This window comes from Stenotrophomonas sp. SAU14A_NAIMI4_8, assembly GCF_003086695.1.
GTDB lineage: Bacteria > Pseudomonadota > Gammaproteobacteria > Xanthomonadales > Xanthomonadaceae > Stenotrophomonas.
The window spans coordinates 1-24067 of record NZ_CP025999.1 but is presented as its reverse complement, the minus strand read 5'-3'; the positions used below and the strand labels follow the sequence as shown (position 1 = coordinate 24067).

At 65.2% G+C, this 24067-nt stretch carries 20 protein-coding genes; 3 read left to right on the top strand and 17 right to left on the bottom strand.

Annotation, left to right across the window (positions count from 1 at the left end):
- The gene (locus C1930_RS00100) at positions 1-2115 is read right to left on the bottom strand and encodes a TonB-dependent receptor (RefSeq protein WP_108770790.1); all 2115 of its coding nucleotides are present in this window, start codon (positions 2113-2115) and stop codon (positions 1-3) included.
- Between the two features lie 168 nt (positions 2116-2283).
- On the opposite strand from C1930_RS00100, the gene C1930_RS00095 reads away from it, so the two are divergent.
- The 3 genes from C1930_RS00095 to C1930_RS00085 all read left to right on the top strand — a co-directional run bounded on the left by C1930_RS00095 (position 2284) and on the right by C1930_RS00085 (position 5663).
- Positions 2284-3486, top strand: a complete 1203-nt coding sequence (locus tag C1930_RS00095) for an amino acid aminotransferase (RefSeq protein ID WP_108751687.1) — start codon at positions 2284-2286, stop codon at positions 3484-3486.
- 344 nt (positions 3487-3830) lie between these two features.
- Complete coding sequence (locus C1930_RS00090) at positions 3831-4847, top strand: class 1 fructose-bisphosphatase (RefSeq protein ID WP_108770789.1); 1017 nt, start codon at positions 3831-3833, stop codon at positions 4845-4847.
- A 108-nt stretch (positions 4848-4955) separates the two neighbouring features.
- A complete protein-coding gene (locus C1930_RS00085; RefSeq protein WP_108770788.1) occupies positions 4956-5663 on the top strand; it encodes a 2OG-Fe(II) oxygenase in 708 nt (235 codons plus the stop codon).
- Positions 5664-6565: 902 nt separating this feature from the next.
- Here C1930_RS00085 and C1930_RS00080 read toward each other — a convergent pair.
- The 16 genes from C1930_RS00080 to dnaA form a co-directional block, all read right to left on the bottom strand.
- A complete protein-coding gene (locus C1930_RS00080) occupies positions 6566-6928 on the bottom strand; it encodes a hypothetical protein (RefSeq protein ID WP_159093498.1) in 363 nt (120 codons plus the stop codon).
- Between the two features lie 201 nt (positions 6929-7129).
- Positions 7130-8242: a PA0069 family radical SAM protein gene (locus C1930_RS00075; RefSeq protein WP_108770786.1), complete on the bottom strand. Its 1113-nt coding sequence runs from the start codon at positions 8240-8242 to the stop codon at positions 7130-7132.
- 210 nt (positions 8243-8452) lie between these two features.
- On the bottom strand, positions 8453-9196 hold the full coding sequence (locus C1930_RS00070; RefSeq protein ID WP_108754964.1) for a pyridoxine 5'-phosphate synthase: 744 nt from the start codon (positions 9194-9196) through the stop codon (positions 8453-8455).
- A 9-nt stretch (positions 9197-9205) separates the two neighbouring features.
- Complete coding sequence (locus C1930_RS00065; protein WP_108770785.1) at positions 9206-9472, bottom strand: hypothetical protein; 267 nt, start codon at positions 9470-9472, stop codon at positions 9206-9208.
- A 40-nt stretch (positions 9473-9512) separates the two neighbouring features.
- A complete protein-coding gene (cls, locus tag C1930_RS00060; RefSeq protein ID WP_108770784.1) occupies positions 9513-10973 on the bottom strand; it encodes a cardiolipin synthase in 1461 nt (486 codons plus the stop codon).
- A gap of 168 nt (positions 10974-11141) precedes the next feature.
- Positions 11142-11555: a biopolymer transporter ExbD gene (locus C1930_RS00055; protein ID WP_065200109.1), complete on the bottom strand. Its 414-nt coding sequence runs from the start codon at positions 11553-11555 to the stop codon at positions 11142-11144.
- A gap of 3 nt (positions 11556-11558) precedes the next feature.
- Positions 11559-11984, bottom strand: coding sequence for a biopolymer transporter ExbD (locus tag C1930_RS00050; RefSeq protein WP_025875550.1), 426 nt, complete (start codon positions 11982-11984; stop codon positions 11559-11561).
- A 57-nt stretch (positions 11985-12041) separates the two neighbouring features.
- The gene (exbB, locus tag C1930_RS00045) at positions 12042-12803 is read right to left on the bottom strand and encodes a TonB-system energizer ExbB (protein WP_108747910.1); all 762 of its coding nucleotides are present in this window, start codon (positions 12801-12803) and stop codon (positions 12042-12044) included.
- Positions 12804-12895: 92 nt separating this feature from the next.
- A complete protein-coding gene (locus C1930_RS00040; protein ID WP_199912020.1) occupies positions 12896-13453 on the bottom strand; it encodes an energy transducer TonB in 558 nt (185 codons plus the stop codon).
- Between the two features lie 255 nt (positions 13454-13708).
- A complete protein-coding gene (locus tag C1930_RS00035) occupies positions 13709-14896 on the bottom strand; it encodes a DUF4032 domain-containing protein (protein WP_108747908.1) in 1188 nt (395 codons plus the stop codon).
- A 131-nt stretch (positions 14897-15027) separates the two neighbouring features.
- The gene (locus C1930_RS00030; protein WP_108747907.1) at positions 15028-15834 is read right to left on the bottom strand and encodes a M48 family metallopeptidase; all 807 of its coding nucleotides are present in this window, start codon (positions 15832-15834) and stop codon (positions 15028-15030) included.
- 69 nt (positions 15835-15903) lie between these two features.
- On the bottom strand, positions 15904-16749 hold the full coding sequence (locus C1930_RS00025; RefSeq protein WP_108754961.1) for a CPBP family intramembrane glutamic endopeptidase: 846 nt from the start codon (positions 16747-16749) through the stop codon (positions 15904-15906).
- A 68-nt stretch (positions 16750-16817) separates the two neighbouring features.
- Positions 16818-19277 (bottom strand): DNA topoisomerase (ATP-hydrolyzing) subunit B, encoded by a 2460-nt coding sequence (gyrB, locus tag C1930_RS00020; protein WP_108754960.1) that lies wholly within the window; start codon positions 19275-19277, stop codon positions 16818-16820.
- Between the two features lie 111 nt (positions 19278-19388).
- Positions 19389-20483 carry a DNA replication/repair protein RecF gene (gene recF, locus C1930_RS00015; protein WP_108754959.1) on the bottom strand — a complete coding sequence of 365 codons (1095 nt, stop codon included), beginning with the start codon at positions 20481-20483 and terminating at the stop codon, positions 19389-19391.
- Between the two features lie 875 nt (positions 20484-21358).
- Positions 21359-22459, bottom strand: coding sequence for a DNA polymerase III subunit beta (dnaN, locus tag C1930_RS00010; RefSeq protein WP_005411731.1), 1101 nt, complete (start codon positions 22457-22459; stop codon positions 21359-21361).
- A gap of 276 nt (positions 22460-22735) precedes the next feature.
- Positions 22736-24067 (bottom strand): chromosomal replication initiator protein DnaA, encoded by a 1332-nt coding sequence (dnaA, locus tag C1930_RS00005; RefSeq protein WP_108747903.1) that lies wholly within the window; start codon positions 24065-24067, stop codon positions 22736-22738.

Sequence of the window (24067 nt, the reverse complement as noted above, 5' to 3'; positions counted from 1 at the left end):
TCAGCGCCACGACCACTGCAGGCCGACGCTGGCACGGCGGTCCGGGCCGGGTTCGAAGAAGCGGCCGTTGCCATCGTTGACGATCACCGAGCCGATGTAGCGCTGGTCCAGCAGGTTGTCCAGGCGGGCGAACGCGCGCAGATCGCCACTGGCCAGCGACCAGCGGTGGCCGCCTTCCAGGTTCAGCACGGCGTAGCCGGGCGCGCGTTCGGTGGCCAGATCGTTCACCACCACGTCGCTGCTGGCGGTGCCTTCCAGCGCCCACTGCCAGGCACCAGGCGACCACTGCAGGCGCGCATAGGCCTGCTGGCGGGGCACGCCGGGCAGGCGGCTGCCGGCCCGCACTTCGGTATCGGGCACGCTGCAGCCGCTGCCGGCACAGGCCAGGTAGCCGGACCGCACCTGCGCCTGCAGCCAGGTCCAGGCCACCTGCAGTTCAAGCTGTTCGGCCAGCGTCTGCCGGTACTGCAGTTCCACGCCCTGGCGGCGGGTGCGGCCGATGTTGCGGTAGGTGCTGCGGCCATTGGTGTTGCTGGCCACCGCCAGTTCGTCATCGGTGTCGGCGCGGAACACGCTCACGTCGAACTGGGTGCCGTTCTGCGCATGCCACTTGCTGCCCACTTCCAGGTTGCGGCTGCGCGCGGCGGCCAGGTCCAGCGCCAACCCGGCCTGGCCATCGGCGCGATAGCCGAGTTCGTTGAAGGTGGGGGTCTCGAAACCACGGCCCACTGCCGCATGCAGGCGCCACTGTGGCGTGGCCTCGAAGCTGACCCCGGCCACCGGGGTGGTGGCCTGGTAGCGGCGGCGGCCGCTGTCGTCGGGATTGCGGCCAACGATGTAGTGGTCGTCCGATTCGAAGCGCACCGTGCTGTGGCGCAGCCCGGCCAGCAGCGACCAGCGCGGGCTCCACTGCCACCAGGCCTGGGCGAACTGGTCCACGTTCTGCACGGTGTCGCGCTGGTCGCGGCGCAGCGCACCGCGCACGCCCAGCGTGCTGCCGATGAAGTTCTCGTAACCGGTGCGGTGCTGGCGCTGGCGGTCGGCATTGGCGCCCACCACCACGTCCAGCGGGCGACCGGCCAGATCGCCGCGCCAGCCCCAGCGCGCATCCACGCCGCCGTAATTGCCGTCCAGATCGATCACCCCGCCGGCGTGCAGCGGGTTGGCCTGCGGGCCCGGCGGAATGGCCAGGTACTGGGTCACCTCGCGCTGCCCGCCGTAGCCCATCAGCTGCCAGCGCTGGGCGCCGGTCTCGCGGGTCCAGCGCAGCCCGGCCTGCTGCTGGCTGACCGATTTGCGGGTGTTGTACTGGGTGGCCACCGCGGTGGCCTGGCGCGGATTGGCGGCCACCTGTGCGCGGGTCAGGCCCAGCGGGTCCTGCGCATCGGGCGCGTCCAGTGCGTTCAGCAGCAGCTCCAGGCGGCCACCGGCCAGCTCGCCGCCAATGCGCGCGTTCAACGATTCGCGCCGGGCCCGGCTGTGGTCGCGCCAGCCGTCGGTACGGAAGTGGTTGGCGGCGATGTTGTAGTCGATGCCGCCACTGGCGCCGCGCAGCTGCGCGCCCACGCTCAGGGTGTTGTCGGCCCCGGCATTGACCCGCAGCCGCCAGGGATCACCGGCCTGGCCCTGCGCGCTCCAGACCTGCAGCACGCCACCGGATGAATTGCCGTACAGCGCCGAGAACGGCCCCCGCAGCACCTCGATGCGCTCGGCACCCAGCAGGCTGGCATGCGACAGCTGGCCCTGCCCGTCGGGCATGGTGGCCGGCACGCCATCCACCACCACGCGCACGCCGCGCACGCCGAAGGTGGAACGGGCACCGAAGCCGCGGATCGACAGCTGGGTGTCCTGGGCGAAGTTCTGCCGGTCCCGCGCCAGCAGACCCGGTACGCCGGCCAGCGCCTCGGAAAGCTGGGCACTGGCGCCGCTGCGGTCGTCGTCCACCCAGACCGTGTCCTGGCTGGCCGGCAGCGCGAACGGGTCGATGCCCTGTACCCGTGCGGCCTGCACCTCCACCGTGGGCAGCGCGGTGGTGGTCTGGGCCTGCGCCGCGGCGGCGGCCGGCAGCAGGGCGATCAGCAGGGGCAGGCGGCGACGCGCCACGGGCTCGTTCATTGTTCAGCTTCAACCACGGGGGGAAAACAACACGGCATGGTACGGGCTGCAGCGTGACGATGAGCGCCGCGCCGGTGGCACGCTTTGTTACGATGGGACGGTTGCGGCCGACGGCTGCAACCACGCGACCCGCGCTTCTTCTCCCCCTCATATCGAACGAGTACCGCCGTGTCCTTCTTTGCAAACGTGGAACTGGTCCCGGGCGACCCGATCCTGGGCCTGACCGAGGCGTACAACGCCGACAGCCGCCCGACCAAGGTCAACCTGGGTGTAGGCATCTACTACGACGAAAGCGGCCGCATTCCGCTGCTGCGTGCCGTCAAGCAGATCGAGCAGCAGCTCGCCACCGAAGCAAAACCGCGCGGCTACCTGCCGATCGACGGCCTGCCGGCGTACACCCAGGCCACCCGTGAACTGGTGTTCGGCAAGGACTCGCCGCTGTTGGACGCCGGCCGCGTTGCCACCACCCAGACCGTGGGCGGCAGCGGTGCGCTGCGTGTCGGCGCTGACCTGCTGAAGAAGCTGCTGCCGCACGCCACCATCGCCATCAGCAACCCCAGCTGGGAAAACCACCGCGCAGTGTTCGGTGCGGCCGGTTTCGAGGTGGTGGAATACACCTACTTCGACGCCGCCACCCATGGCGTGAACTTCGACGGCATGCTGGCCGACCTGCAGACGCTGCAGCCGGGCACCGTGGTGCTGCTGCACGCCTGCTGCCACAACCCCACCGGCGCCGACCTCACCGTCAGCCAGTGGAAGCAGGTGGCACAGCTGCTGAAGGACCGCCAGCTGTTCCCCTTCATCGACATGGCCTACCAGGGCTTCGACAAGGGCATCGAGCAGGACGGCGCGGCCGTGCGCATCATCGCCGAAGCCGGCATCGACAGCTTCATCGTCGCCAACTCGTACTCCAAGTCGTTCTCGCTGTACGGCGAACGCGTGGGCGCGCTGTCGGTGGTCGCCCCGACCGCCAACGACGCCAAGGCCGTGCAGTCGCAGATCAAGCGCATCATCCGCACCATCTACTCCAGCCCGTCCACCCACGGTGCCGCGCTGGTGGCCGGTGTGCTCAACAGCCCGGAACTGCGCGCGCTGTGGGAACAGGAACTGACCGAGATGCGCGAGCGCATCCACGCCCTGCGTGGCGGTCTGGTGGAAAAGCTGGCCGCCGCCGGTGCACCGCAGTTCGGTTTCATCAACCAGCAGGCCGGCATGTTCTCCTACTCCGGCCTCAGCCGCGTGCAGGTGGAGCGTCTGCGTGATGAGTTCGGCATCTACGCCGTCGGCACCGGCCGCATCTGCGTGGCCGCACTCAGCCAGAACAACCTGGAATACGTCGCCAAGGCCGTGGCCACCGTCGCCAAGGGCTGAAGCACCGCTGCACTGGTCTGAGAACAAAGGCGCCGAAAGGCGCCTTTGTTTTTGCTCTGCCTTTGCTCCTGCTTTTGCCACACCCTCCGCGCTCGCGGCGAACCCTGAAGCGCAGGGCAAGGCACACCGTGGCCAGGACCGTGAGGCGCATGGATGCGCCGACCGAGCCCCCATGGATGGGTTAATGGCGTGTCCTGGCCACGGTGTGCCTTGCCCTGCGCCTCCATGAAGGAAGGCGCCACCAGCGCAACGCCGTTGTAATCGATTTCCCCTCAAACCAATCACGCACGCGCCGCGCGCAGCAGCGACAATAGCCGTTTCCCCGCTGCCAAGGCCCGCCCGCCATGTCCCGTACTTCGCTGACCCGGTACCTGATTCAAGAACAGCACGCCGGCCGCATCAACGCCGACCTGCGCCAGCTGATCGCCGTGGTCGCCCGCGCCTGCACCAGCATCTCCATCGCCGTCAGCAAGGGCGCCCTCGGCGGCGTACTGGGCGATGCCGGCACCGGCAACGTGCAGGGCGAAGCGCAGAAGAAGCTGGACGTGATCAGCAACGAGATCCTGTTGGAAGCCAACGCCTGGGGCGGCCACCTGGCCGCCTGCGCGTCGGAAGAAATGGACCACAGCCAGCCGGTGCCGGACATCTACCCGCGTGGCGATTTCCTGCTGCTGTTCGATCCCCTCGACGGCAGCTCGAACATCGACGTCAACGTCTCGGTCGGCACCATCTTCTCGGTGCTGCGCTGCCCCACCAATGTCGAACTGCCGGGTGATGATGCCTTCCTGCAACCGGGCAACAAGCAGATTGCCGCCGGCTACTGCATCTACGGGCCCAGCACCCAGCTGGTGCTGACCGTCGGCCATGGCACCCACGCCTTCACCCTGGACCGCGAAACCGGTGAGTTCGTGTTGACCACCGCCAACATGCAGATTCCCGCCGCCACCCAGGAATTTGCCATCAACATGTCCAACCAGCGCCACTGGGAAGCCCCCATGCAGGCCTACGTGGGCGATCTGCTGGCCGGCAAGGAAGGCGCGCGCGGCAAGAACTTCAACATGCGCTGGATCGCCAGCATGGTGGCCGACGTGCACCGCATCCTGACCCGCGGCGGCATCTTCATCTACCCGTGGGACAAGAAGGAACCGGGCAAGGCCGGCAAGCTGCGCCTGATGTACGAAGCCAACCCGATGGGCCTGCTGGTGGAACAGGCCGGCGGCGCCGCGTGGACCGGTCGCGAACGCATCGTCGACATTCAGCCCGAGCATCTGCACCAGCGCGTGCCGGTGTTCCTGGGTTCGCGCGAGGAAGTGGCCGAAGCGGTGCGCTATCACCAGGAGCACGACGCGAAGAGCGTCTGACGGCGGCCATCCCTACAGCGGTCATGGCACAACGATGACATGACCGCAGGGTGACAGCAGCGGCGGCAAACGGCACCATCAGGCCCTTGCCGCCGAAGGAATGTACGCATGCACGAGCCGGGTCCGGTCGATTTCATCGAAGTCATCCACAACGCCGTCCCCAGCGACGTCTGCGCGGCGATCGTTTCCCGCATGCGTGCCAGCCAGCACCTGAAACCGGGCGCAGTGGGCAGTGGCGTGTTCCCGGAACTCAAGCGCAGCAAGGATCTGCGCATCAGTGGCGCGGATGGCTGGAAGGATGTGGACAGCGCACTGCAGCAGGCGGTTTTTGCCGGACTGTTGACTTATCTACGCCGTTATCCACAGGCGTTGATCGCACCGCTGATGTTGCAGATCCAGGACAGCAACGGCCAGCCGCGCCGACTGTCGGCCGAAGATTTCCCCGACATGGCGCAGGAACAGCTGGCCGACCTGGCCCGCACCTGCCTGCGCCCGGGTGCCATCAACCTGCAGTGGTACGCGGCGGGCGAGGGCGGTTACCCGTACTGGCACTGCGAGCTGTACCCGAAGGACCCGCAGGCCGAAACCCTGCACCGGCACGTGCTGTGGACGCTGTACCTCAACGATGAGTTCGAGGAAGGCGAAACCGAATTCCTGTTCCAGGGCCGCAAGATCGCACCGCGCACCGGCAGCCTGCTGATCGCGCCGACAGCATTCACCCATACCCATCGTGGCAATCGGCCGCAGGGTGGGGACAAGTTCATCGCGACGAGTTGGATCCTGTTCCAGAGCGCGCAGAAGCTGTTTGGGGGGTGAATGTCGGGTCTGCTCGACGCGGCGCAATCTGCTTACGCCCCCATCGCTTCGGTCGCTCCTGCACAGCAGGTCGGCTGGCGTTCCACAAATGATGGCGCGGTCAGGACGCATGCACGACGAACCCTGCCCCCACGGGTGTTACATCCGATTACTTTTTCGGGGGATTCGCCTCGTCAAAGGGAGAATCATCGCTCCCCGGTCTTCCCTCCCATGCTCGCAGTTCAGTGATATCCGCGCTGTCGGCCTTGATTGCACGATGGATGCTGACAGGAGCGTCACAGTCTTCCGGCCAATCCAGAGGGCTTGCGAGTGTGAAAGTCGCCTCCAACGAAACCTCGATCCAATTGCGCTCGACTGCATCGATGATTACCTGGCCGGACGCGGCCGTACTGTAGCAGCCACTCTTACCAGCAAAGGCACTCGCCCCCTTGCTGAAGAACACACGCGCCCCCTCATCTCCAATAGCAAGGATTTGCCCAGCGCGGAGCACTCCAGGAAGTACAAGCGTCAGCTTTGAGAAACCCGACCTGTCGGCATTCCAGGCACGCTTGAACTCCCTCACAGCGACTACGGTCTGCGCGCCATCGGAAATTCTGTGGCATGAGAAGGGCAAGCTTCTCGAATCAACTTCAAGGCACGTGTCTTCAATCGATGTCGCATGGTTCACAAAGAGCGCGGATCGATCCGCTGCAGCGGCTGCCGTCGGAAGCCCAGCCAGCATCGCCAACGTAATGGATCGCGCGTGCAATCTACTGAGTACGATCACAGCCAACTCCTTGTAGATCTGGGCATGGGACCCTCATTGCATCGCCCTCCGCAGAAGCTGTTTGGGGCTGACGACTTCGTAGAGTCGAGCTTGCTCGACTGCGCTTTGCTGCGCGCTCAGTCGAGCAAGCTCGACTCTACAGGGCCAGTGCTACGCCCACGGCGATGAGCACGATCACCAGAACGGGCACGACGTAGCGCAGCAGCACGCGGTTCAGGCGCTCGGCCGATTGTTCGTCGTCCTGCACGCGCTGCAGCAGCGTCTGCCGGTCCAGGTAGCAGCGGTCGGTCGCCACGACCTCGACCAGGCCGTCGTCGATCATGTCGTACAGCACCTCTTCCAGCTCCACGTCGAAGGCGGCCAACGGAATCGAGGTCGCCGGCGAAAACGCCTGCCGCTGTTCGAAGTACTCCAGCACCTGGCGATGCTGCGCCTGCATCCAAGGATGGGTGTTGGCAGCGGAAGCGGCGATCGCTGCGGCAAGTGCGCCATCGTTCACGGGCATCTCCTGTCCGGCCCTTCATGGGCCTCGCCCTGATTCTTGGCCGAAGCGGGGCACCGCGTCCACCCCGTAGCGTCGAGCGTGCTCGACTGCTTCTGCTTCGTAGAGTCGAGCTTGCTCGACTGCTTCCAACATCAGTCGAGCAAGCTCGACTCTACCTCGACTGCTTTCAACTTCAGTCGAGCAAGCTCGACTCTACTAAAAGAGCGTTCCTTGCGGCGATTCCTTCTGCGGCGGCAACGGCTTCACGAACCGGCTGCAATCCAGCTTCGGCCAGTGGCTGTTCTGCGTATTGAAGCCCAGCCGCTTCCGCGCCAGTTTGAACCGGTTGTTCAACAGGTCCGCATACACGCCCTGGCCACGCATGCGCGTGCCGAACTGGCTGTCGTAATCCTTGCCGCCGCGCAACTGCTGGATGGTGCTCATCACGTGCGCGGCGCGATCGGGGTGGTGGGTTTCCAGCCAATCGCGGAACAGCGGCGCCACTTCCAGCGGCAGGCGCAGCAGCACGTAGCCGGCGGTACTGGCGCCGGCGTCATGGGCGGCCTCCAGCACGGCCTCCAGCTCGCTGTCGTTGATCCACGGGATCACCGGCGCCACCATCACGCCCACCGGAATGCCGGCCTCGTGCAACCGTTTCATCGCACGCAGGCGCGCATGCGGTGCCGATGCGCGTGGTTCCAGCTTCGCCGAAAGGTGCGGGTCCAGCGAGGTGACCGAGAAATGCACGCTGACGAGGTTTTCCGCCGCCAGCGGTGCCAGCAGATCGATGTCGCGCTCCACCAGCGCGTTCTTGGTGATCAGCGAAAACGGATGCTTCGTTTCCAGCATCACCTCGATCAGCTGGCGGGTGAGCTTCAACTTGCGTTCGATCGGCTGGTAGGCGTCGGTGTTGATGCCCAGCGCGATCGGCTGCGGCACGTAGCCCGGTTTCGCCAGCTCCTTGCGCAACAGCTGCGGCGCGTTGGTCTTGGCGAACAGCTTGGTTTCGAAGTCCAGGCCCGGCGACAGGTTCAGATAGGCGTGCGAGGGCCGCGCGAAACAGTACGAGCAACCGTGCTCGCAGCCGCGGTAGGGGTTCACCGACTGGCTGAAGCCTACATCGGGGGAATTGTTGCGGCTGATGATGCTGCGCGCGGTCTCCGCACGCACTTCGGTGCGCAGGCGGGGGGCGCTGAACTCGTCGCTTTCATCTGGCGCCCAGCCGTCATCGATGGCCTCGCTGACCGTGCTTTCGAAGCGGCCGGCCAAGTGCGAGGTGGAGCCGCGGCCCTTGATGGCGGCGTGGGCCTTGAAAGGCAGGTGCTGCATGTCGCCCTCCGGCCGTTGCTGGGTCGTTAGTATTATTGCTAACCACAGGCGGCGCAAGCGGCGGGAATTCACGTAGCTGTAGGCGTACAGGTGAATCCGGGTGCAGGTTGACCCCAAGGTTATCCACAGGTTCCACGGGGCAGGCGCAGCCGAACGCCGTGGCAATCCAGAAGCCTGGGCCACGGCGGTCTCAACAACTGCGACGGCGCCTTACAGCAGGGCCAGATAGCCCTTCACGGTGGCGTCCAGGCCGTCGTACAAGGCCTCGCCGATCAGCGCATGGCCAATGGACACTTCCAGCACCTGCGGCACGGCCGCCAGGAAGTCGCGCAGGTTGTCCTGCGACAGGTCATGGCCGGCATTCACCCCCAGGCCGACCGCCTGGGCGCGACGTGCGGCGTTGGCGAACAGCTCCAGCATGGCGCGCGCGTCGCCGGCGGCGTGGGCTTCGGCGTAGGGACCGGTGTACAGCTCGATGCGATCGGCGCCAACCGCGGCGGCCTGTTCCAGCAAGGGGTTGCCGGCATCCACGAACAGGCTGACCCGGCAGCCCATGGCTTTCAGCTCGGCCACCAGCGGGCGCAGGCGCTCGCCGTCGCGCTCGAAGTCGAAGCCGTGGTCGGAGGTGATCTGGCCATCGCCATCAGGCACCAGGGTGGCCTGCGCCGGCCGGGTCTGCGCGCACAGCGGCAGCAGACCCGGGTAACCCTCGCGCGGCGGGGCGAAAGGGTTGCCTTCAATGTTGAACTCGACGCCGCGGGCGCGGGTCAGCGTGGACAGCGCCAGGACGTCCTCGGCGGTGATGTGGCGGCGGTCGGGGCGCGGGTGCACGGTAATGCCATGCGCACCGGCATCCAGGCAGGCCTGGGCGGCGCGCACCACGTCCGGTTCGGCACCGCCGCGCGAGTTGCGCAGGACGGCGATCTTGTTGACGTTGACGCTGAGCTGGGTCATGGAACGGAACTACGGGGTCGGGGAAGGGGGATCGTGCGGTTCGCGCGGGGCGTGCCCCTGTAGCGCCTGCTCGCGCAGCCAACGCACCTGTTCGGCGTCGACCAGGGTGGACGGGTCGCGCTGCAGATCGCCGAAGCGGGCCACGTAGCGGCCACGCACCCAGGCCAGCAGGAAGGCCAGCGCCGCCAGCAGCGCCAGCGACATCAGCCCCATGTGCGGGGTCTTCAGGGCGAAGGCGAAGCAGCCCAGCGCCAGCAGCAGGTACAGCCAGTACATGTGCGATCTCCCGCAGGTCAGGCGGCAGTGTAGCGCTGCGTTACAGCAGCGGCGAGGCCAGCCGCGCGAACGCCTCGGGCAGGCGGTGCAGCCACAGCGAACGGGCCGCCTGGTCCTGCACACGGCAGGAGCGGTCGAATTCGGCCTGCAGCAGCTCGGCCAGCGCAGCCACCCGGTCGCGGTCGCTGATCATCATCGACAGCTCGAAATTCAGGCGGAAGCTGCGGTGGTCGAAGTTGGCGCTGCCGACGATGCAGACATCATCGTCGGCAATGAAGGCCTTGGTGTGCAGCATGCGCGGGCCGTATTCGTAGATCTTCACCCCGGCATGCAGCAGTTCGTCGAAGTACGAGCGCGCGGCCTGGGTGACGAACCAGGAATCGCTCATCTTCGGCACCAGCAGGCGCACGTCCAGCCCGCCCAGTGCGGCCGAGGTCAACGCCATGCGCGCCGCTTCGCCGGGCACGAAGTAGGGGGTGACCAGCCAGACCCGTTCGCGTGCTTCCTGTATGGCCGCCACATGCAGGCGGTGGATGGTTTCCCAGCCCGAATCGGGGCCGGACACCAGCACCTGTGCATCGATGCTGCCATCGCCACGCAGCGGCATGTCGGCCGGCCACAGCCGGGCGATGTCGAAGCGCGAAGGTTCCTGGCCGCTGGCGTACAGCCAGTCTTCCACGAACACCAGCTGCAGGCTGCGCACCACGTGGCCGGCAATGCGCATGTGCAGATCGCGGTAGGCGTTGGGGTTGCGGCTCTCGTCTTCTTCGTCGGTGATGTTGATGCCACCGGTGAAGGCCAGGCGACCATCCACCAGCACAAGCTTGCGGTGCGTGCGCAGGTTCAACCACGGCCGTTTGAAGGGTTTCAGCAGCTGCCGCGGATGGAACCAGATGGCCTCGCCGCCGGCATCCAGCAGCGGCTGCAGGAAGCGCCGCGGCAACGACGACGAGCCCACCGCATCGAGCAGCAGGCGCACCTGCACGCCGGCCCGTGCACGTTCCACCAGGGCATCGCGCAGCGCGGTACCGGCATGGTCGGGGCTGAAGATGTAGTACTCCAGGTGCACGTGGTCGCGCGCCTCGGCAATGGCCTGCAGCAGGGCGGCATAGGTGGCCGCGCCATCCACCAGCCAGGTCACTTCGGTGGCGGTGCTGGGCGCCAGGCCGGTGGTCGCCTGGGCCACCTTGGCCAGTTCGGTGCAGCCGGCATCGGGCGGACAGACATCGCTGTAGTGCTCCATGCCCGAGCGCGCGCGGCCACGGCGCAGGCGCTGCCGTTTCACCTTCTGTGGGCCCAGCAGGTAGTAGATGAAGAGGCCCAGGTAGGGCAGCAGGGCCAGCGAGAGGATCCAGCTGAGCGTGGCGACCGGTTCGCGCTTCTGCAGCATGATCCAGCCGGCCAGTGCCAGCAGGTAGAGCAGGTAGGCCACGGCCAGGATCGTGCCCAGATGGGCGATGCCATCGAGCCAGACGCGCAGGGAATCGAAGAGGGCGAGCATGCGCCGATGATAGCGGGCGGATGCGTGGTGATGGGGTCAGAGCACCCGGGGTCGGATCCCTTCCCGCAGGGAAGGGCTCTGACCCCACCCCCGAGCAAAAAAAAAGACGCCCCTGTCTCCAGGGGCGTCTGCAGTCGCGTCATGACTGTTGTGCTGCGGTATTGCGTATTACTGCTGCACGAAGCCGATCTTCTTCATCTGAGCATTCTTCGCGGCGGCCAGAACCTTGGCCATCACGTCGTACTCGGAATCCGGGCTTGCATCGATCCGCAGTTCCGGCTGGTTGGTCGGGTCACGCTGGACCTCCTGTTCCATCCGCTGCTGCAGCTCGTGCGTGCTGATCGGGCTGTTGTTCCACGAGACCTGGTTGCTGGCGTCGATCTTCAGTTCGATCGGCGGCGGCGGTTCGACCAGCTGCGGCGGTGGGTTGAGCACGCGCTGCGGCAGGTCCACGGCGATCGGGTACGTCATGATCGGCGCGGTCACGATGAAGATGATCAGCAGAACCAACATCACGTCCACCAGGGGCGTCACGTTGATGTCAGCCATGGGGCCTTTGCCACCACCACTACTGAATGCCATGGCTTATTGCCCCTTTTCTTTGGTAGCGACGAAGCCGACGTCCAGCATGCCCTGTTCCTGAGCGACCTTGGTCATCTCGTTGATGACACGCATCTTGGTGGTGCGGTCACCACGCAGGTTCAGCGGCGGCTGCGGGGTCTGCTGGGCGGCGGTTGCCAGGCGCGACTCGAGAGTCTGCTTGTCGATTTCCTCGTCGTTCCAGTAGATCGAACCGTCTTCCTTGACTGCCAGGGTGATGGGGCCCTTGCGGTCGTTGGTGTCGTCCGGCTTCTGGACCAGATTGGCCTCCGGCAGATCCACCTTGACCTTGTGGGACATCAGGGGCGCCGTGATGATGAAGATGATCAGCAGCACCAGCATCACGTCCACGAGGGGCGTAACGTTGATGTCGGCCATGGGGCCGCCGCTGTTACCACTACTGAAAGCCATAACGGGCTCCGTCTAGATCGTGTTGACTACGTTCTCGCTGGGTACAGCGCGTCGCAATTAGCGGACGCGCGAACCGGTGGCGAAGAAGTCGTGCAGGTCGTGCGCGAAGGTATCGAACTTGCTGATGGTCGCGCTGTTGATCTTGCTGAAGAAGTTGAAGGCGAACACGGCCGGGATTGCGACGAACAGACCGATGGCGGTCATGATCAGTGCTTCACCCACCGGGCCGGCAACGGCGTCGATCGAAGCGGAGCCGGTGGCGCCGATCTTGATCAGCGCGCCGTAGATGCCCCACACGGTACCCAGCAGACCGACGAACGGAGCGGTTGCACCGACGGTGGCCAGCAGGGTCATGCCCGACTGCAGCTTGTTGCTTTCGCGGGTGACGGCCTGGCGCAGGGCGCGGTCGACGAACTCCGAACGGCTCAGGTTTTCACCCAGGCCACCGGTGGCGCCGCCTTCAGCGCGCTGGTGGTGGGCAGCAGCCTGCGCAGCATCCAGGGCGATCTTCGAGAACGGCTCCGAAGCCGGCTGCTCTTCCATCGCACGGATGGCGTCCTGTGCGTTCGGGGTATCCCAGAACAGGCTGACGACGCGATCAGCAGCGCTCTTCAGGCGGGTAGCGCGGAAGATGTTGATGACGGTCCAGTACCAGGACATGGCCGACATGACGACCAGGGTCAGCAGCACGACCCAGGAAACGGCGAAATCACCCGGCTTGGTGGTCATTTCGTGGATCAGGTGCTCGAAGCCCATCTGCGACAGGGCGTTGGACGGATTGCCCCCGGCAGCAGCGGCGATGAAAATTTCCTGCAGCATGACGCTTACCTTTGTTGTGTGTGGTGATAAAGGGTGTAGCTAAGCTAGACAATCGAACCGGAGGAGGGGTGGCCGGCGGCCACCCGCTCGCATCAGTTCAGCGCAAAGTTGACCGGGACGCGGACGCGACCAGCAGCCTTCTTACCGCCAGATTCAGCGGCGTTGAAACGCCACTTGCGCGCGGCTTCCATCGCAGCACGGTCCAGGTCGCGGTTACGGCTGGACTTTTCCACCGTGACATTGGTGACGTTGCCCTGGGCATCGACATCAATGATCAGGATCACTTCGCCCTGGATACCAGCGCGGAAAGCGGCCGGCGGGTAGCGCGGCGGATTCATGGCCTTCGACGAGATGTCGACGCTGGCCTCGATCGACGCCGGCGGTGCCGGCGGCGCCGGAGGCGACGGCGGGGTGACGATATCGTTCGGGCGCGGTTCCGGCACGTCGACGACCGGCGCCTGCGGCGGCGGCGGGACGGGCGACGGCTTCGGCGGCGACAGATTCTTCACCGGCGGCGGCGGAGTATCCTGCGGCGGCGGCGGCGGCGGCGGCGGCGGCGGTGGCGGCGGCGCGTCGACGATGGTCACCATGACGTTGCGCTCCTTCTCAGCCACGGCCTTGGGGGCCACAGCGGGGATCAGGAGCATCATGAAGGCGGCCAGATGCAGGGCGATTACAAACGCGATGCCGACGATGCGAGGCCAGCTCAGCCCCTTGTCATCGGGTTGTTCGTACCGGTGAACGACTAGTTGTTCCGTCATGCGCCAAGAGCTCAATAGTGGGGCCGGAGTCCCGGGGGGCGGGATCCCTGATCAGCGGTGCATGACACCGCAGGAACCTCCAAGCTTATACCAATCCTGAGCGCCTGCGCATTAATCTCGCAGGCGTTCAGGCGTTATTCCTACTTACTTCAGGTTGATGATTTTCTTGGCATCAGCCTGGTTCTTCACGCCCTTCGCCAGCGCCTGCTGGGCGGCCTGCTTGGCCTCCGGAACGCGACCTTCGGCATGCAGGACGCGTGCCAGGTTCAGGTAGGTCTCACCGTCCTTGGACAGCGGGGCAGCCTTCTGCCACGCCTCGATCGCCTGCGGCACCTGGTCGGAGTAGTAGTAGGACTGGGCCAGGGCCAGGTAAACCTGGTAATCCGGCTTCAGGATGCCCTTCTGCAACCCTTCGTTGATGACCGCGATGACGTCCTTTTCCTTGTTCTCGGTGTTGGCATAGATCGAGTACAGCTGCTTGTACTCGCGCTCTTCGGTGAGCTGGCCGCTGCTGCGCAGCTTGTCCATCACCGCGGCGGCCTTGGGCATCTGGTCGGCCTGCATGTACATGTTGGCCAGGTTCAGCTGCGCCTTCTTGTCGTTCGGGTTCTTCGCTGCCAGCGCCTCGGCGGTCTTCACCGCTTCACCGGTCTGGCCGGCTTCGGACAAGGCCGCCATCAGCAGCTGGTTCCAGTTGTCCTTCGGCTCGGTGGCGCCGGCGATGGCCTGCTGCAGCACCGGGATGGCTTCCTGGTAGCGCTCCAGCTGGTACAGCGCCTGGCCCTTGGCGATCAGCTCTTCCGGCTTGTTCGACTTGCTCTCGGCGAAGTACTTGTCCAGCGTGGCCAGGCCTTCGGCGGTCTGGTCTTCCTGCAGCTGCAGCTGGCCCAGCATCAGCATGGCCTGGAAGTGGCCGTTGTTGTCCAGGCCGTTCAGCTGCAGAGCCTGCTTGAGGTAGGTGATCGCGCCGGCGGTGTCGTCGGTCTGGTAGGCGGCCTGCGAAGCGAGCTGCGCAGCCAGCGACTTGTCGTAGTTGTTCGACGCGCTGTTGCCCAGGATCTCACCGGCAACCTGCAGGGTCTCCGGGAACTTCTGATCGTTGTAGTTGTCAATCAGCTTCTGCAGCTTGCTGCCCATCTTCGAGGACGCCTTTTCCTTCGGCTCCTCACGGGTGGCGTTCGGGTACAGGACTTCGGCCTTGGCCTGCTTGCCGCCGCGGTTGCCACGCTCGGACGAACGCGAGGACTGCGCGAACGCATCGGTGACCACGGCGCCGGTCAGGGCAGTGGCGATCAGGACGGAAAGCACAGCTTTGTGGTTACGGAAAATCATCGTTCACCTCGATCGAACCGCCCGGAGCGGCAAAGTCGGACTGTCAGAAAAATCTGAGCCGCCAAACGTATCAGAAACGGATGGCATGAGAAATCGTTTTATGTGCTGCAGTACAGCATGAATCTGCGCACTCACCCACACTTTGGCCGGCGACCGGCCGCCTGGGCTTGCTGGTAGACCGGCGCCAGGGCAGGGGCGTCACGCTGCAGTTCGCGGATACGGTTGGCCGGATCGGGGTGGGTGGACAGCCATTGCGGGCTGCGTCCGCCACTGGCGGCCATCATGTTCTGCCACAGATCCACGGCCTGGGCGGGGTTGAAACCGGCCTGGGCCATCAGCCGCTGGCCGATCACATCGGCCTCGCTTTCCTGGGTACGTGAGCCTGGCAGCAGGAAGGCCGCCTGCGCGCCCATGCCACCCAGCTGGTTCACCGTGCTGGCCGCGCCATCGCCGCCGTAGGCACCGGCCAGCGCCCCCAGCACTGCCAGGCCGGTCTGCGCGCCCATCTGTCGGGTGATGCGCTCTTCGTGGTGGCGGGCAATCACATGGCCGATCTCGTGGCCGATGACCGCCGCCAGCTGGTCCTGGTTCTTGGCCACGGTGAAGATGCCGCTGTTCACCCCCACCTTGCCGCCGGGCAGGGCAAAGGCGTTGGGTTCCTTGTCGACGAACACCGCCGTTTCCCACCGTACGCCACGGTATTGATCGGGAAGCTGGGCCACCAGCGCATTGACCACGCACTGCACGTAGCCGTTCTGGCGGCCGTCGGTGCTGATCTTTTCCTTCTGCTTGGTTTCGGCGAACGCCTGCGCACCCAGCTGGTCCAGCTGGGCCTGCGACACGCCACCCACCATCTGCCGGCGGCCGGTGGGCGAGGTGGTGGTCGCGCACGCGGCCACCAGCGACGTAATGAGCAGGGCGAGCAGCAGTGATTTCATGGAATCCCCCGTGTTCATGCAGGCAGTGTGTACCGCGCCTGCTTAATCTTTCGTCAAGCGCGCGTGGCCTTACGTGGCGCCGAAGAACACCAGTGCCGCCAGCGCCACGGCGTTGTTCAGGCCGTGCGCGGCAATGGCGGCCCACAGCGTGCCGGTGCGCTTGTACAGCCAGCAGAACGCCGCGCCCATGCCGCCGTAGACCAGCCACAGCTGGGCGATCTCGGCCGGACCGTTGGCGCTGGTTCCGGGAATTTCATGGATCAGGGCGAAGGCCAGGCTGCTGAGCAGCATGCCCAGCCAGGGCCGGCCGGCCTGCCACAGGCGCCCGAACAGCACGCGGCGGAACAGCAGTTCTTCGTAGGCCGGCGCCAGCACCACCGCAAACAGCACCAGGAACACCGGGAACTGGGCAATGGCGTTCTGCATCAGGTGCAGGTTGGTGGGCACCGGTTCCACGCCCAGCTGCTTGGCCAGGAACGCGATGCCGTTGCTGCCGATCACGATCAGGGTGGCCACCAGCAGCGTCCAGCCCCAGGTCGCGGGGCGGCGCAGTGCCTGCAGGGAACGCTGGCGTTCGGCGGCGTTGGCCGGCCGGCGCCAGAAATAGACCAGCAACGCGGCGCCACCGGTGGCCACCAGCGCCATCACCACCTGTGCCAGGGCACCGGGTTGGCCGAGCTGGGCGGCCAGTGCGCCGGCATCGGCGGCTTCGCCACCGGCGTTGGCATTGGCCACGCTGATCGCCACGGTACGCGTCAGGCCCCAGACCATGCCGCTGATCAGGCTGAGCCCGAACAGCGCTACCACGGCAATGCCCAGATCGATGAAGAAGCCGGCCAGCGGCGAGGAGGCGCGGGGCGCGGCGGATGCCGGGGGAACCGGCGGCGGTGCGGAAACCGGAGCGGAAGCAGACATCGGGTACCTGTGGTCAAGGGACGACGGCCGGCGCGCCTCCCCCGCGCACCGGCCAGCAGTCGAGTGTGTCAGATATCCAGGTTGGCGACCTTCAACGCGTTGTCTTCGATGAAGTCACGACGCGGTTCGACCACATCGCCCATCAGGGTGCTGAAGATCTGGTCAGCCGCGACCGCGTCCTCGATGCGTACCTGCAGCAGGCGGCGGGTATCGGGGTTCACCGTGGTATCCCACAGCTGTTCCGGGTTCATTTCACCCAGGCCCTTGAAGCGCTGGATCTGGCGGCCGCGCTTGGCTTCGTCCAGCAGCCAGTTCTGTGCCTTGGCGAAGCTGTCCACTTCAATGGACTTGGCACCGCGGGCAATGGTGGCACCGTCGCGCACCAGACCGTGCAGCAGCTTGGCGGCCTGATGGATGGCGCGCAGTTCGCCGCTTTCAAAGGCCGACAGCGGCAGCACCTGCAGGTGTTCCTCGCCCATGTGGCGGCGGGTGACCAGCACAGCGGCGGAGCGCTCTTCGGTGGCGTCCTGCAGTTCCAGGGTGAAACGCGGGCTGCCCAGGCTGCCCTGGTTGAGCTGCTTGGCCAGTGCGTCCAGACCTTCGCCGGCCGGCGCATTGCGCAGGCTTTCCAGATCCATCGGCACGAAATCGACCAGTGCTTCCAGCAGCAGGCGATCGTAGCGGTGCGCGTTGCGGGCGATCGCGTCCTGCGCGCCGGCGTAGGCCAGCAGCAGTTTTTCCAGCGCCACGCCTTCGATGCCCGGTTCGCCGGACGCCGGCACCAGCGAGGCGTTTTCCACCGCGCTGCTGGCCAGGTAGCTGTCCAGCGCCGGGTCATCCTTCAGGTACAGCTCGGTCTTGCCCTGCTTGATCTTGTACAGCGGCGGCAGGCCGATGTAGACGTAACCGCGCTCGATCAGCTCCGGCATCTGACGGTAGAAGAACGTCAGCAGCAGGGTACGGATGTGCGCGCCGTCGACGTCGGCGTCGGTCATGATGATGATCTTGTGGTAGCGCAGCTTGTCCGGGTTGTACTCGTCGCGGCCGATGCCGGTGCCCAGCGCGGTGATCAGCGTACCGACCTGGTCGGAGGACAGCATGCGGTCGAAGCGTGCGCGTTCCACGTTGAGGATCTTGCCGCGCAGCGGCAGCACGGCCTGGTTCTTGCGGTTGCGGCCCTGCTTGGCCGAACCACCTGCCGAGTCACCCTCGACGATGAACAGTTCGGACAGCGCCGGATCCTTTTCCTGGCAATCGGCCAGCTTGCCCGGCAGGCCGGCGATATCCAGCGCGCCCTTGCGGCGGGTCAGGTCGCGGGCCTTGCGTGCCGCTTCACGTGCACGTGCGGCATCGACGATCTTGCCGGCGATGGCCTTGGCTTCGTTCGGGTTTTCCTGCAGGAACTCTTCCAGGCGCGCACCGAAGGCGTTTTCCACCGCCGGACGCACGTCGGAGCTGACCAGCTTTTCCTTGGTCTGGCTGGAGAAGCTGGGATCGGGCACCTTCACCGACAGCACGGCAATCATGCCTTCGCGCATGTCGTCGCCGGTCAGGTTGATCTTGGCCTGCTTGGCGATGCCGTTCTGCTCGATGTAGTTGTTGAGCACACGGGTCAACGCGCCGCGGAAGCCGGCCAGGTGGGTACCGCCGTCCTTCTGCGGGATGTTGTTGGTGAAGCAGTACATCGTCTCCTGGTAGGAGTCGGTCCACTGCAGCGCCACGTCCACCACGATGTTGTTGTGCTCGCCGGTAACGGCGATGACGTTCGGGTGCAGCGGGGTCTTCAGCTGGGCCAGATGCTCCACGAAGCTGCGGATGCCGCCTTCGTAGTGGAAATCATCGCGGCGGCCGTCGCCACGCTCGTCGGCCAGCACGATCTTGACGCCCGAGTTGAGGAACGACAGTTCGCGCAGGCGGCGGGCCAGGATGTCGTAGTGGAATTCCACGTTGTTGTGGAACGCCACCACCGACGGCCAGAAGCGCACGGTAGTACCGCGCTTGGTGGTCGGGCCCAGCTGCTTCAGCGCCGTCACTGCGGCGCCATCGCTGAATTCCTGCTGGTAATGGAAGCCGTTCTGGAACACGTCCACCAGCAGCTTCTGCGACAGCGCGTTGACCACGCTGACGCCCACGCCGTGCAGACCGCCGGACACCTTGTAGCTGTTGTCGTCGAACTTGCCGCCGGCGTGCAGCACGGTCATCACCACTTCCGCCGCCGACACTTCGCGGCCGAGCTTGGCGCTCATCTGCTCGTGCTTGCCGGTGGGGATGCCGCGGCCGTTGTCCGACACCGACACCGAGCCGTCGGCGTGGATCGTCACCGCGACGTGGTCGGCATGGCCGGCCAGCGCTTCGTCGATGGAGTTGTCGACAACCTCGAACACCATGTGGTGCAGACCGGTGCCGTCATGGACGTCGCCGATGTACATGCCAGGACGCTTGCGGACAGCCTCGAGCCCTTCCAGGGCGGTGATGCTGTTGGCGTCGTAGTTGCCGTTGTTTACCGGGGTGTTCTGTTCGTCGGTCATTGCGCTTGCCGTAGGCTCCGCAGGTCGGGCGCCGCGTGGAGCGGTGCGCCGGGTAAGTAGGGGTACAGCGTGAATTATACCAGCCGGGCCTTGCGGGCCCTGATGTTGCCACTATGGCACAGCCACGATCCGTGCATGTTCCACGTGGAACCGGGTGATCTCGGGCAGATCCACCAGCGCCGCCGGCGTTTCGGTGGCGGTGACGAAGATCTGTGCCGGCCCCGCCAGCAAGCGCTGCAGCACGCGGGCTTGATGGGTGCGATCCAGCTCTGAGGCCAGGTCATCCAGCGCGATCACCGGCCATTCGCCACGCTGCTCGGCGTAGTCCTCGGCCTGTGCCATCAGGCAAGCCAGCGCCGTCAGCTTGGCCTGGCCACGGGACAAGGCATCGCGACCGGGAATACTGTGGAAATCCACGCTCCAGTCGGCGCGATGTGGGCCCACCGAGGTGTAACCGGCCTGGCGATCGCGTTCGCGGGCCAGCAGGAGCGCATCGGCCAGCGGCAGTTCGTGCCGGCGCCAACCGGGGCTGAGATTCAGGCCTTGGATGCCCAGCTGCGGTGCAAGTTCCGACGCCAGGGCAATCGTCCGCTCCTGCAGCCGCTCCAGGTAGTGCTGGCGCCGGCTGGTCAGCGGTTCGCCGGCTTCGGTCAGCTCGTGGTCCCACGTGTCCAGCATCCGCGAGGGCCCGCCTTGCTTCAACAGCGCATTGCGCTGCTTCAGTGCACGGGAGTAGCGGCGCCACAGCGAAAGAAAGTCTGGTTCCACGTGGAACAGACCCCAATCCAGGAAGCGCCGACGCGGTTCACCGCCCCCGCTGACCAGGGCGTGGCTGCCGGGTTCGAACGTCACGACCGCCAGGGCCGCGCAGAGATTCCCGAGCTGGGCCACATCCTCGCCATCCAGGCGGCCTTTCCATTCCTGCCCGCTGTGACGCAGGCCGGCCTTGCGGCGGTGGGGCGGATGGCTGGAACGCTGTTCGTCCCATTCGACGAAGATTTCCAGCGCTTCCTGGCCTTGGCGGACCAGTCCGTCGCGCACGCGCCCGCGGAAGCTGCGGCCATAGGCCATCAGGTGCAGCGCTTCCAGCACACTGGTCTTGCCCGCACCGTTATCGCCGGTCAACAGGTTCAGGCCCGGCTGGGGCGACAGCTCCACGGCACTGAAGCGGCGCAGTTGGTTCAGGGCGAGGCGGCGGATCAGCATGGGACGCGGGGGACCAGCCGCTCGGGGCGGCAACAGGGCAGGGAATCCATCAGCTTACTGCATCGGTCAAGCCCGGCACCGCGTTGCGGGGCATGGCGGGCGACGGCAACACGCGCTCCGGACACCGCATGGGTTCCACGTGCCGCGCTGCCGATTGCTGCCCTCGCCGGCCGCTGGAACCGCGTGGATTTCTTGAAATCTGCGGGCCTTGGCAGGGCCGGCATGAGCAGAATTCAACAGATTTTCGCCTTCGCCAGGCGCTGCCGCGCAGCGCGGTGCAGGACAGCGGGCAAGCCACTGCGTTGATTGCTTGAAATCTGAGGGGCAGAGCAGCCGAGGGTTCCACAGATTTCAAGAAATTCAGGTGCTGCGTTCCACGCTGTCCACAGCAGGTCTGTATGACTTATACACAAGGTATGGGCAATCTGTGGATAAAAATGCCAATTTTGACCGCTGGTAAAACTATCCACAGCTTCCCCCCCAGCCCCAGAGCCCGATATACAGGGGGTTTCAGGTGTATAAACCCATTTAAAAACAACAATATAAGCATGTTTTCCACGAAATCTGGCTCTACCAGCACCACCATGCTTTAGATTTATACCCAGATTTAAAAGCTTGGGACGCCCTCGAGCGCAGGATTCCAGGCCTGTGGACAGTAGCGTCAGCAGATGCAGCTTCTCCTCGCCGAGTTGAGCTGCGAAGTCAGCGCAGACCCTCGGTCGAAGGAATCAACGGCTACCACCGAAACGATCTGCGTCCCCCATCGATGAAGGGCGCACTGTCATCCGTCTGTTCTCGGCAATGCTCCACGTGGAACAAAAAAAACGCCCGGATCTCCCGGGCGTTTTCTTGTTTCACGTGGAACAACGCAAGCGTCAGAGACGCAGCGGCATCACCACGTGGCGCGACTTCTCGCTGCTGGATTCACGCACCAGCGCCGAGGAGTTGGAATCGCGCAGCTGGATGATGACTTCCTCGTCGCGCAGGGCGGACAGGGCATCCAGCAGGTAATTCACGTTGAAGCCAATGGCCAGGTCGCTGACCGTGGTGTCGGCTTCGATCTCTTCCTGGGCTTCTTCCTGCTCCGGGTTGTGCGCGCTGATCTTCAGGTTGCCCGGCGAGACTTCAACGCGGATGCCGCGGTACTTCTCGTTGGACAGGATCGCGGCGCGCTGCAGCGAGGCACGCAGCGCTTCACGGTCCACCTTCACTTCGCGATCGGCGCCAATCGGGATCACCGCTTCGTAATCCGGGAAGCGGCCGTCGATCAGCTTCGAGGTGAAGGTGACATCGTCGCGCTTCACGCGCACGTGGCTGCGGCCGACTTCCAGCTCGATCTCGCGATCGCCGCTTTCCAGCAGACGCTGCAGTTCGGTCACGCCCTTGCGCGGCACGATGATCTGGCGCTTGGAACCGCTGGGCTTGGCCAGATCGGTTTCACACAGGGCCAGGCGGTGGCCGTCGGTGGCCACGGTCCGCAGGGCATCGCCGCGCAGATCGAACAACAGGCCGTTGAGGTAGTAGCGCACGTCCTGCTGGGCCATCGCGAACGCGGTGCGTTCGATCAGTTCCTTCAGGGTCGCTTCGCCAATGGCCACGCGCTCGGTGGCTTCCACTTCGTCCACCGACGGGAAGTCGTTGGAGGGCAGGGTGGCCAGGGTGAAGCGGCTGCGACCGGCCTGCACGGTGATCTTGTCACCGGTCTGCGAGACGGTGATCCGGCTGCCGTCGGGCAGGGCGCGGATGATCTCGAACAGCTTGCGGGCGGGAATGGTGGTTTCGCCGTCCTGGGCATCTTCAACCGCGATCCGCGACACCATCTCCACTTCCAGGTCGGTACCGGTCAGCGACAGCTGGCCGTTCTGCACCTGGACCAGGAAATTGGCCAGAACCGGAAGGGTCTGGCGGCGTTCGACCACGTTGACGACCTGTGCCAACGGCTTGAGAAAGGCTTCGCGCTGCAGTGTGAAACGCATGTGGTTCCGTGCCCCTATGCTTTAAAAAAATGTGGAATAAATCAAAAGCTTGGTGGTGCTGGTAGAGACAGAATTGCTGGAAAACAACCCTAAGTCTTTGTAATTAAAGGGCTTTCAGACCGCGAAACCCTCTGCATTACCGACCCCCAAGGGGTGGGGAAAGCTGTGGATAAATCTGCAGCGATTTCAAACCGCTTTTTTATCCACAACTCATCCCGCGCTTGCTACCGGATTCTGCACCGTTTTGTGCGATGACGCCTTATCGGCGTCGGTGCATCATTCGCTCAGCTTCCGGATCAGCTTGTCCCAGTCCTCGCGGAGCTTGCCGTCGGTTTCCATCAGGGTGCGGATCTGACGGCAGGCGTGCAGCACCGTGGTGTGATCGCGACCGGCAAAGGCGTCGCCGATCTCGGGCAGGCTGTGTTCGGTCAGTTCCTTGGTCAGGGCCATGGCGACCTGACGCGGGCGGGCCAGCGAACGGGTCCGGCGCTTGGACAGCAGATCCTTGATCTGCAGCCCGTAGTAGTCGGCCACGGTTTTCTGGATGTTGGGAATGCTGATCGCCTGCTGCTGGGCCCGCAGCAGATCGCGCAGGGTTTCCTGGGCGAATTCGGTGGTGATCGCGCGGCCGGTGAAATTGGCGCGGGCGGTCAGGGTATTGAGCGCACCTTCCAGGTCGCGCACGTTGGAGCGCATCTTCTTGGCAATCAGGAACGCAACATCATCGGGAATCTCCGCGCCGCGCTCGCGTGCCTTGGCCAGCACGATCGCTGCGCGCGTCTCGAAGTCCGGTGGTTCGATCGCGACGGACAGGCCCCAGGCAAGCCGCGACTTCAGGCGCGCTTCCAGGCCTTCCACTTCGCGCGGGTACCGGTCGCAGGTCAGGATGATCTGCTGCTTGCCGTCGAACAGCGCGTTGAAGGTGTGGAAGAACTCTTCCTGGGTGCGGTCCTTGCCGGCGAAGAACTGGATGTCATCGATCAGCAGCGCGTCCACCTGCTGGAACTGGCGCTTGAACTGATCCATGGTCTTTTCCTGCAGGGCCCGGATCATCGCGCTGAAGAACTGTTCCGAACGCAGGTAGAGCACCTTCGCACCCGGATTGGCCTGGCGCATGGCATTGCCGGCGGCAAACATCAGGTGGGTCTTGCCCAGGCCGGTGCCCCCGTACAGCAGCAGCGGATTGTGCGCGCGGTCGCCCGGCTTCTGCGCCGCCTGGAACGCCGCGGCCAGACCCAGCTGGTTGCTGCGGCCTTCCACGAAGTTGGCAAACGTGTAGTGGTTGTCCAGGTTGCCGGCAAACGGCACCTGCGGTTCTGCAGCCACGGCCGCTGCCGGGCTTGAAACCGGCGCGTTCTGCGTGTCCGAGGGCCGCGGGCGCGAGCCGATTTCAAGAAAAACGTCGCTGAAACCGGCGAAATGGGCCAGCAGTTCGCGGATGCGCGGCAGGTACAGCTCGCGCACCTGGTCGACGATGAAGGCGTTCGGTGCATACAGCACCAGGCTGTCCACGCGCAGATCGGCCTGCAGTGGCTTCAACCAGGTGTGAACGTCTTCCGGCGGAAACTCCGCTTCGAGGCGTTCGAGACTTCGGGTCCAGGCATCCAT

What these genes read in the sequence shown, in the direction of transcription:
- C1930_RS00035 (WP_108747908.1), bottom strand. Translation starts at nt 14,896, where the DNA reads ATGATTTTCCGTAACCACAAAGCTGTGCTTTCCGTCCTGATCGCCACT.
- exbB (WP_108747910.1), bottom strand. Translation starts at nt 12,803, where the DNA reads ATGCTGCAGGAAATTTTCATCGCCGCTGCTGCCGGGGGCAATCCGTCC.
- C1930_RS00030 (WP_108747907.1), bottom strand. Translation starts at nt 15,834, where the DNA reads ATGAAATCACTGCTGCTCGCCCTGCTCATTACGTCGCTGGTGGCCGCG.
- dnaA (WP_108747903.1), bottom strand. Translation starts at nt 24,067, where the DNA reads ATGGATGCCTGGACCCGAAGTCTCGAACGCCTCGAAGCGGAGTTTCCG.
- cls (WP_108770784.1), bottom strand. Translation starts at nt 10,973, where the DNA reads ATGCTCGCCCTCTTCGATTCCCTGCGCGTCTGGCTCGATGGCATCGCC.
- C1930_RS00040 (WP_199912020.1), bottom strand. Translation starts at nt 13,453, where the DNA reads ATGATGCTCCTGATCCCCGCTGTGGCCCCCAAGGCCGTGGCTGAGAAG.
- C1930_RS00025 (WP_108754961.1), bottom strand. Translation starts at nt 16,749, where the DNA reads ATGTCTGCTTCCGCTCCGGTTTCCGCACCGCCGCCGGTTCCCCCGGCA.
- gyrB (WP_108754960.1), bottom strand. Translation starts at nt 19,277, where the DNA reads ATGACCGACGAACAGAACACCCCGGTAAACAACGGCAACTACGACGCC.
- C1930_RS00075 (WP_108770786.1), bottom strand. Translation starts at nt 8,242, where the DNA reads ATGCAGCACCTGCCTTTCAAGGCCCACGCCGCCATCAAGGGCCGCGGC.
- C1930_RS00050 (WP_025875550.1), bottom strand. Translation starts at nt 11,984, where the DNA reads ATGGCTTTCAGTAGTGGTAACAGCGGCGGCCCCATGGCCGACATCAAC.
- recF (WP_108754959.1), bottom strand. Translation starts at nt 20,483, where the DNA reads ATGCTGATCCGCCGCCTCGCCCTGAACCAACTGCGCCGCTTCAGTGCC.
- C1930_RS00085 (WP_108770788.1), top strand. Translation starts at nt 4,956, where the DNA reads ATGCACGAGCCGGGTCCGGTCGATTTCATCGAAGTCATCCACAACGCC.
- C1930_RS00055 (WP_065200109.1), bottom strand. Translation starts at nt 11,555, where the DNA reads ATGGCATTCAGTAGTGGTGGTGGCAAAGGCCCCATGGCTGACATCAAC.
- C1930_RS00090 (WP_108770789.1), top strand. Translation starts at nt 3,831, where the DNA reads ATGTCCCGTACTTCGCTGACCCGGTACCTGATTCAAGAACAGCACGCC.
- C1930_RS00070 (WP_108754964.1), bottom strand. Translation starts at nt 9,196, where the DNA reads ATGACCCAGCTCAGCGTCAACGTCAACAAGATCGCCGTCCTGCGCAAC.
- C1930_RS00100 (WP_108770790.1), bottom strand. Translation starts at nt 2,115, where the DNA reads ATGAACGAGCCCGTGGCGCGTCGCCGCCTGCCCCTGCTGATCGCCCTG.
- dnaN (WP_005411731.1), bottom strand. Translation starts at nt 22,459, where the DNA reads ATGCGTTTCACACTGCAGCGCGAAGCCTTTCTCAAGCCGTTGGCACAG.
- C1930_RS00065 (WP_108770785.1), bottom strand. Translation starts at nt 9,472, where the DNA reads ATGTACTGGCTGTACCTGCTGCTGGCGCTGGGCTGCTTCGCCTTCGCC.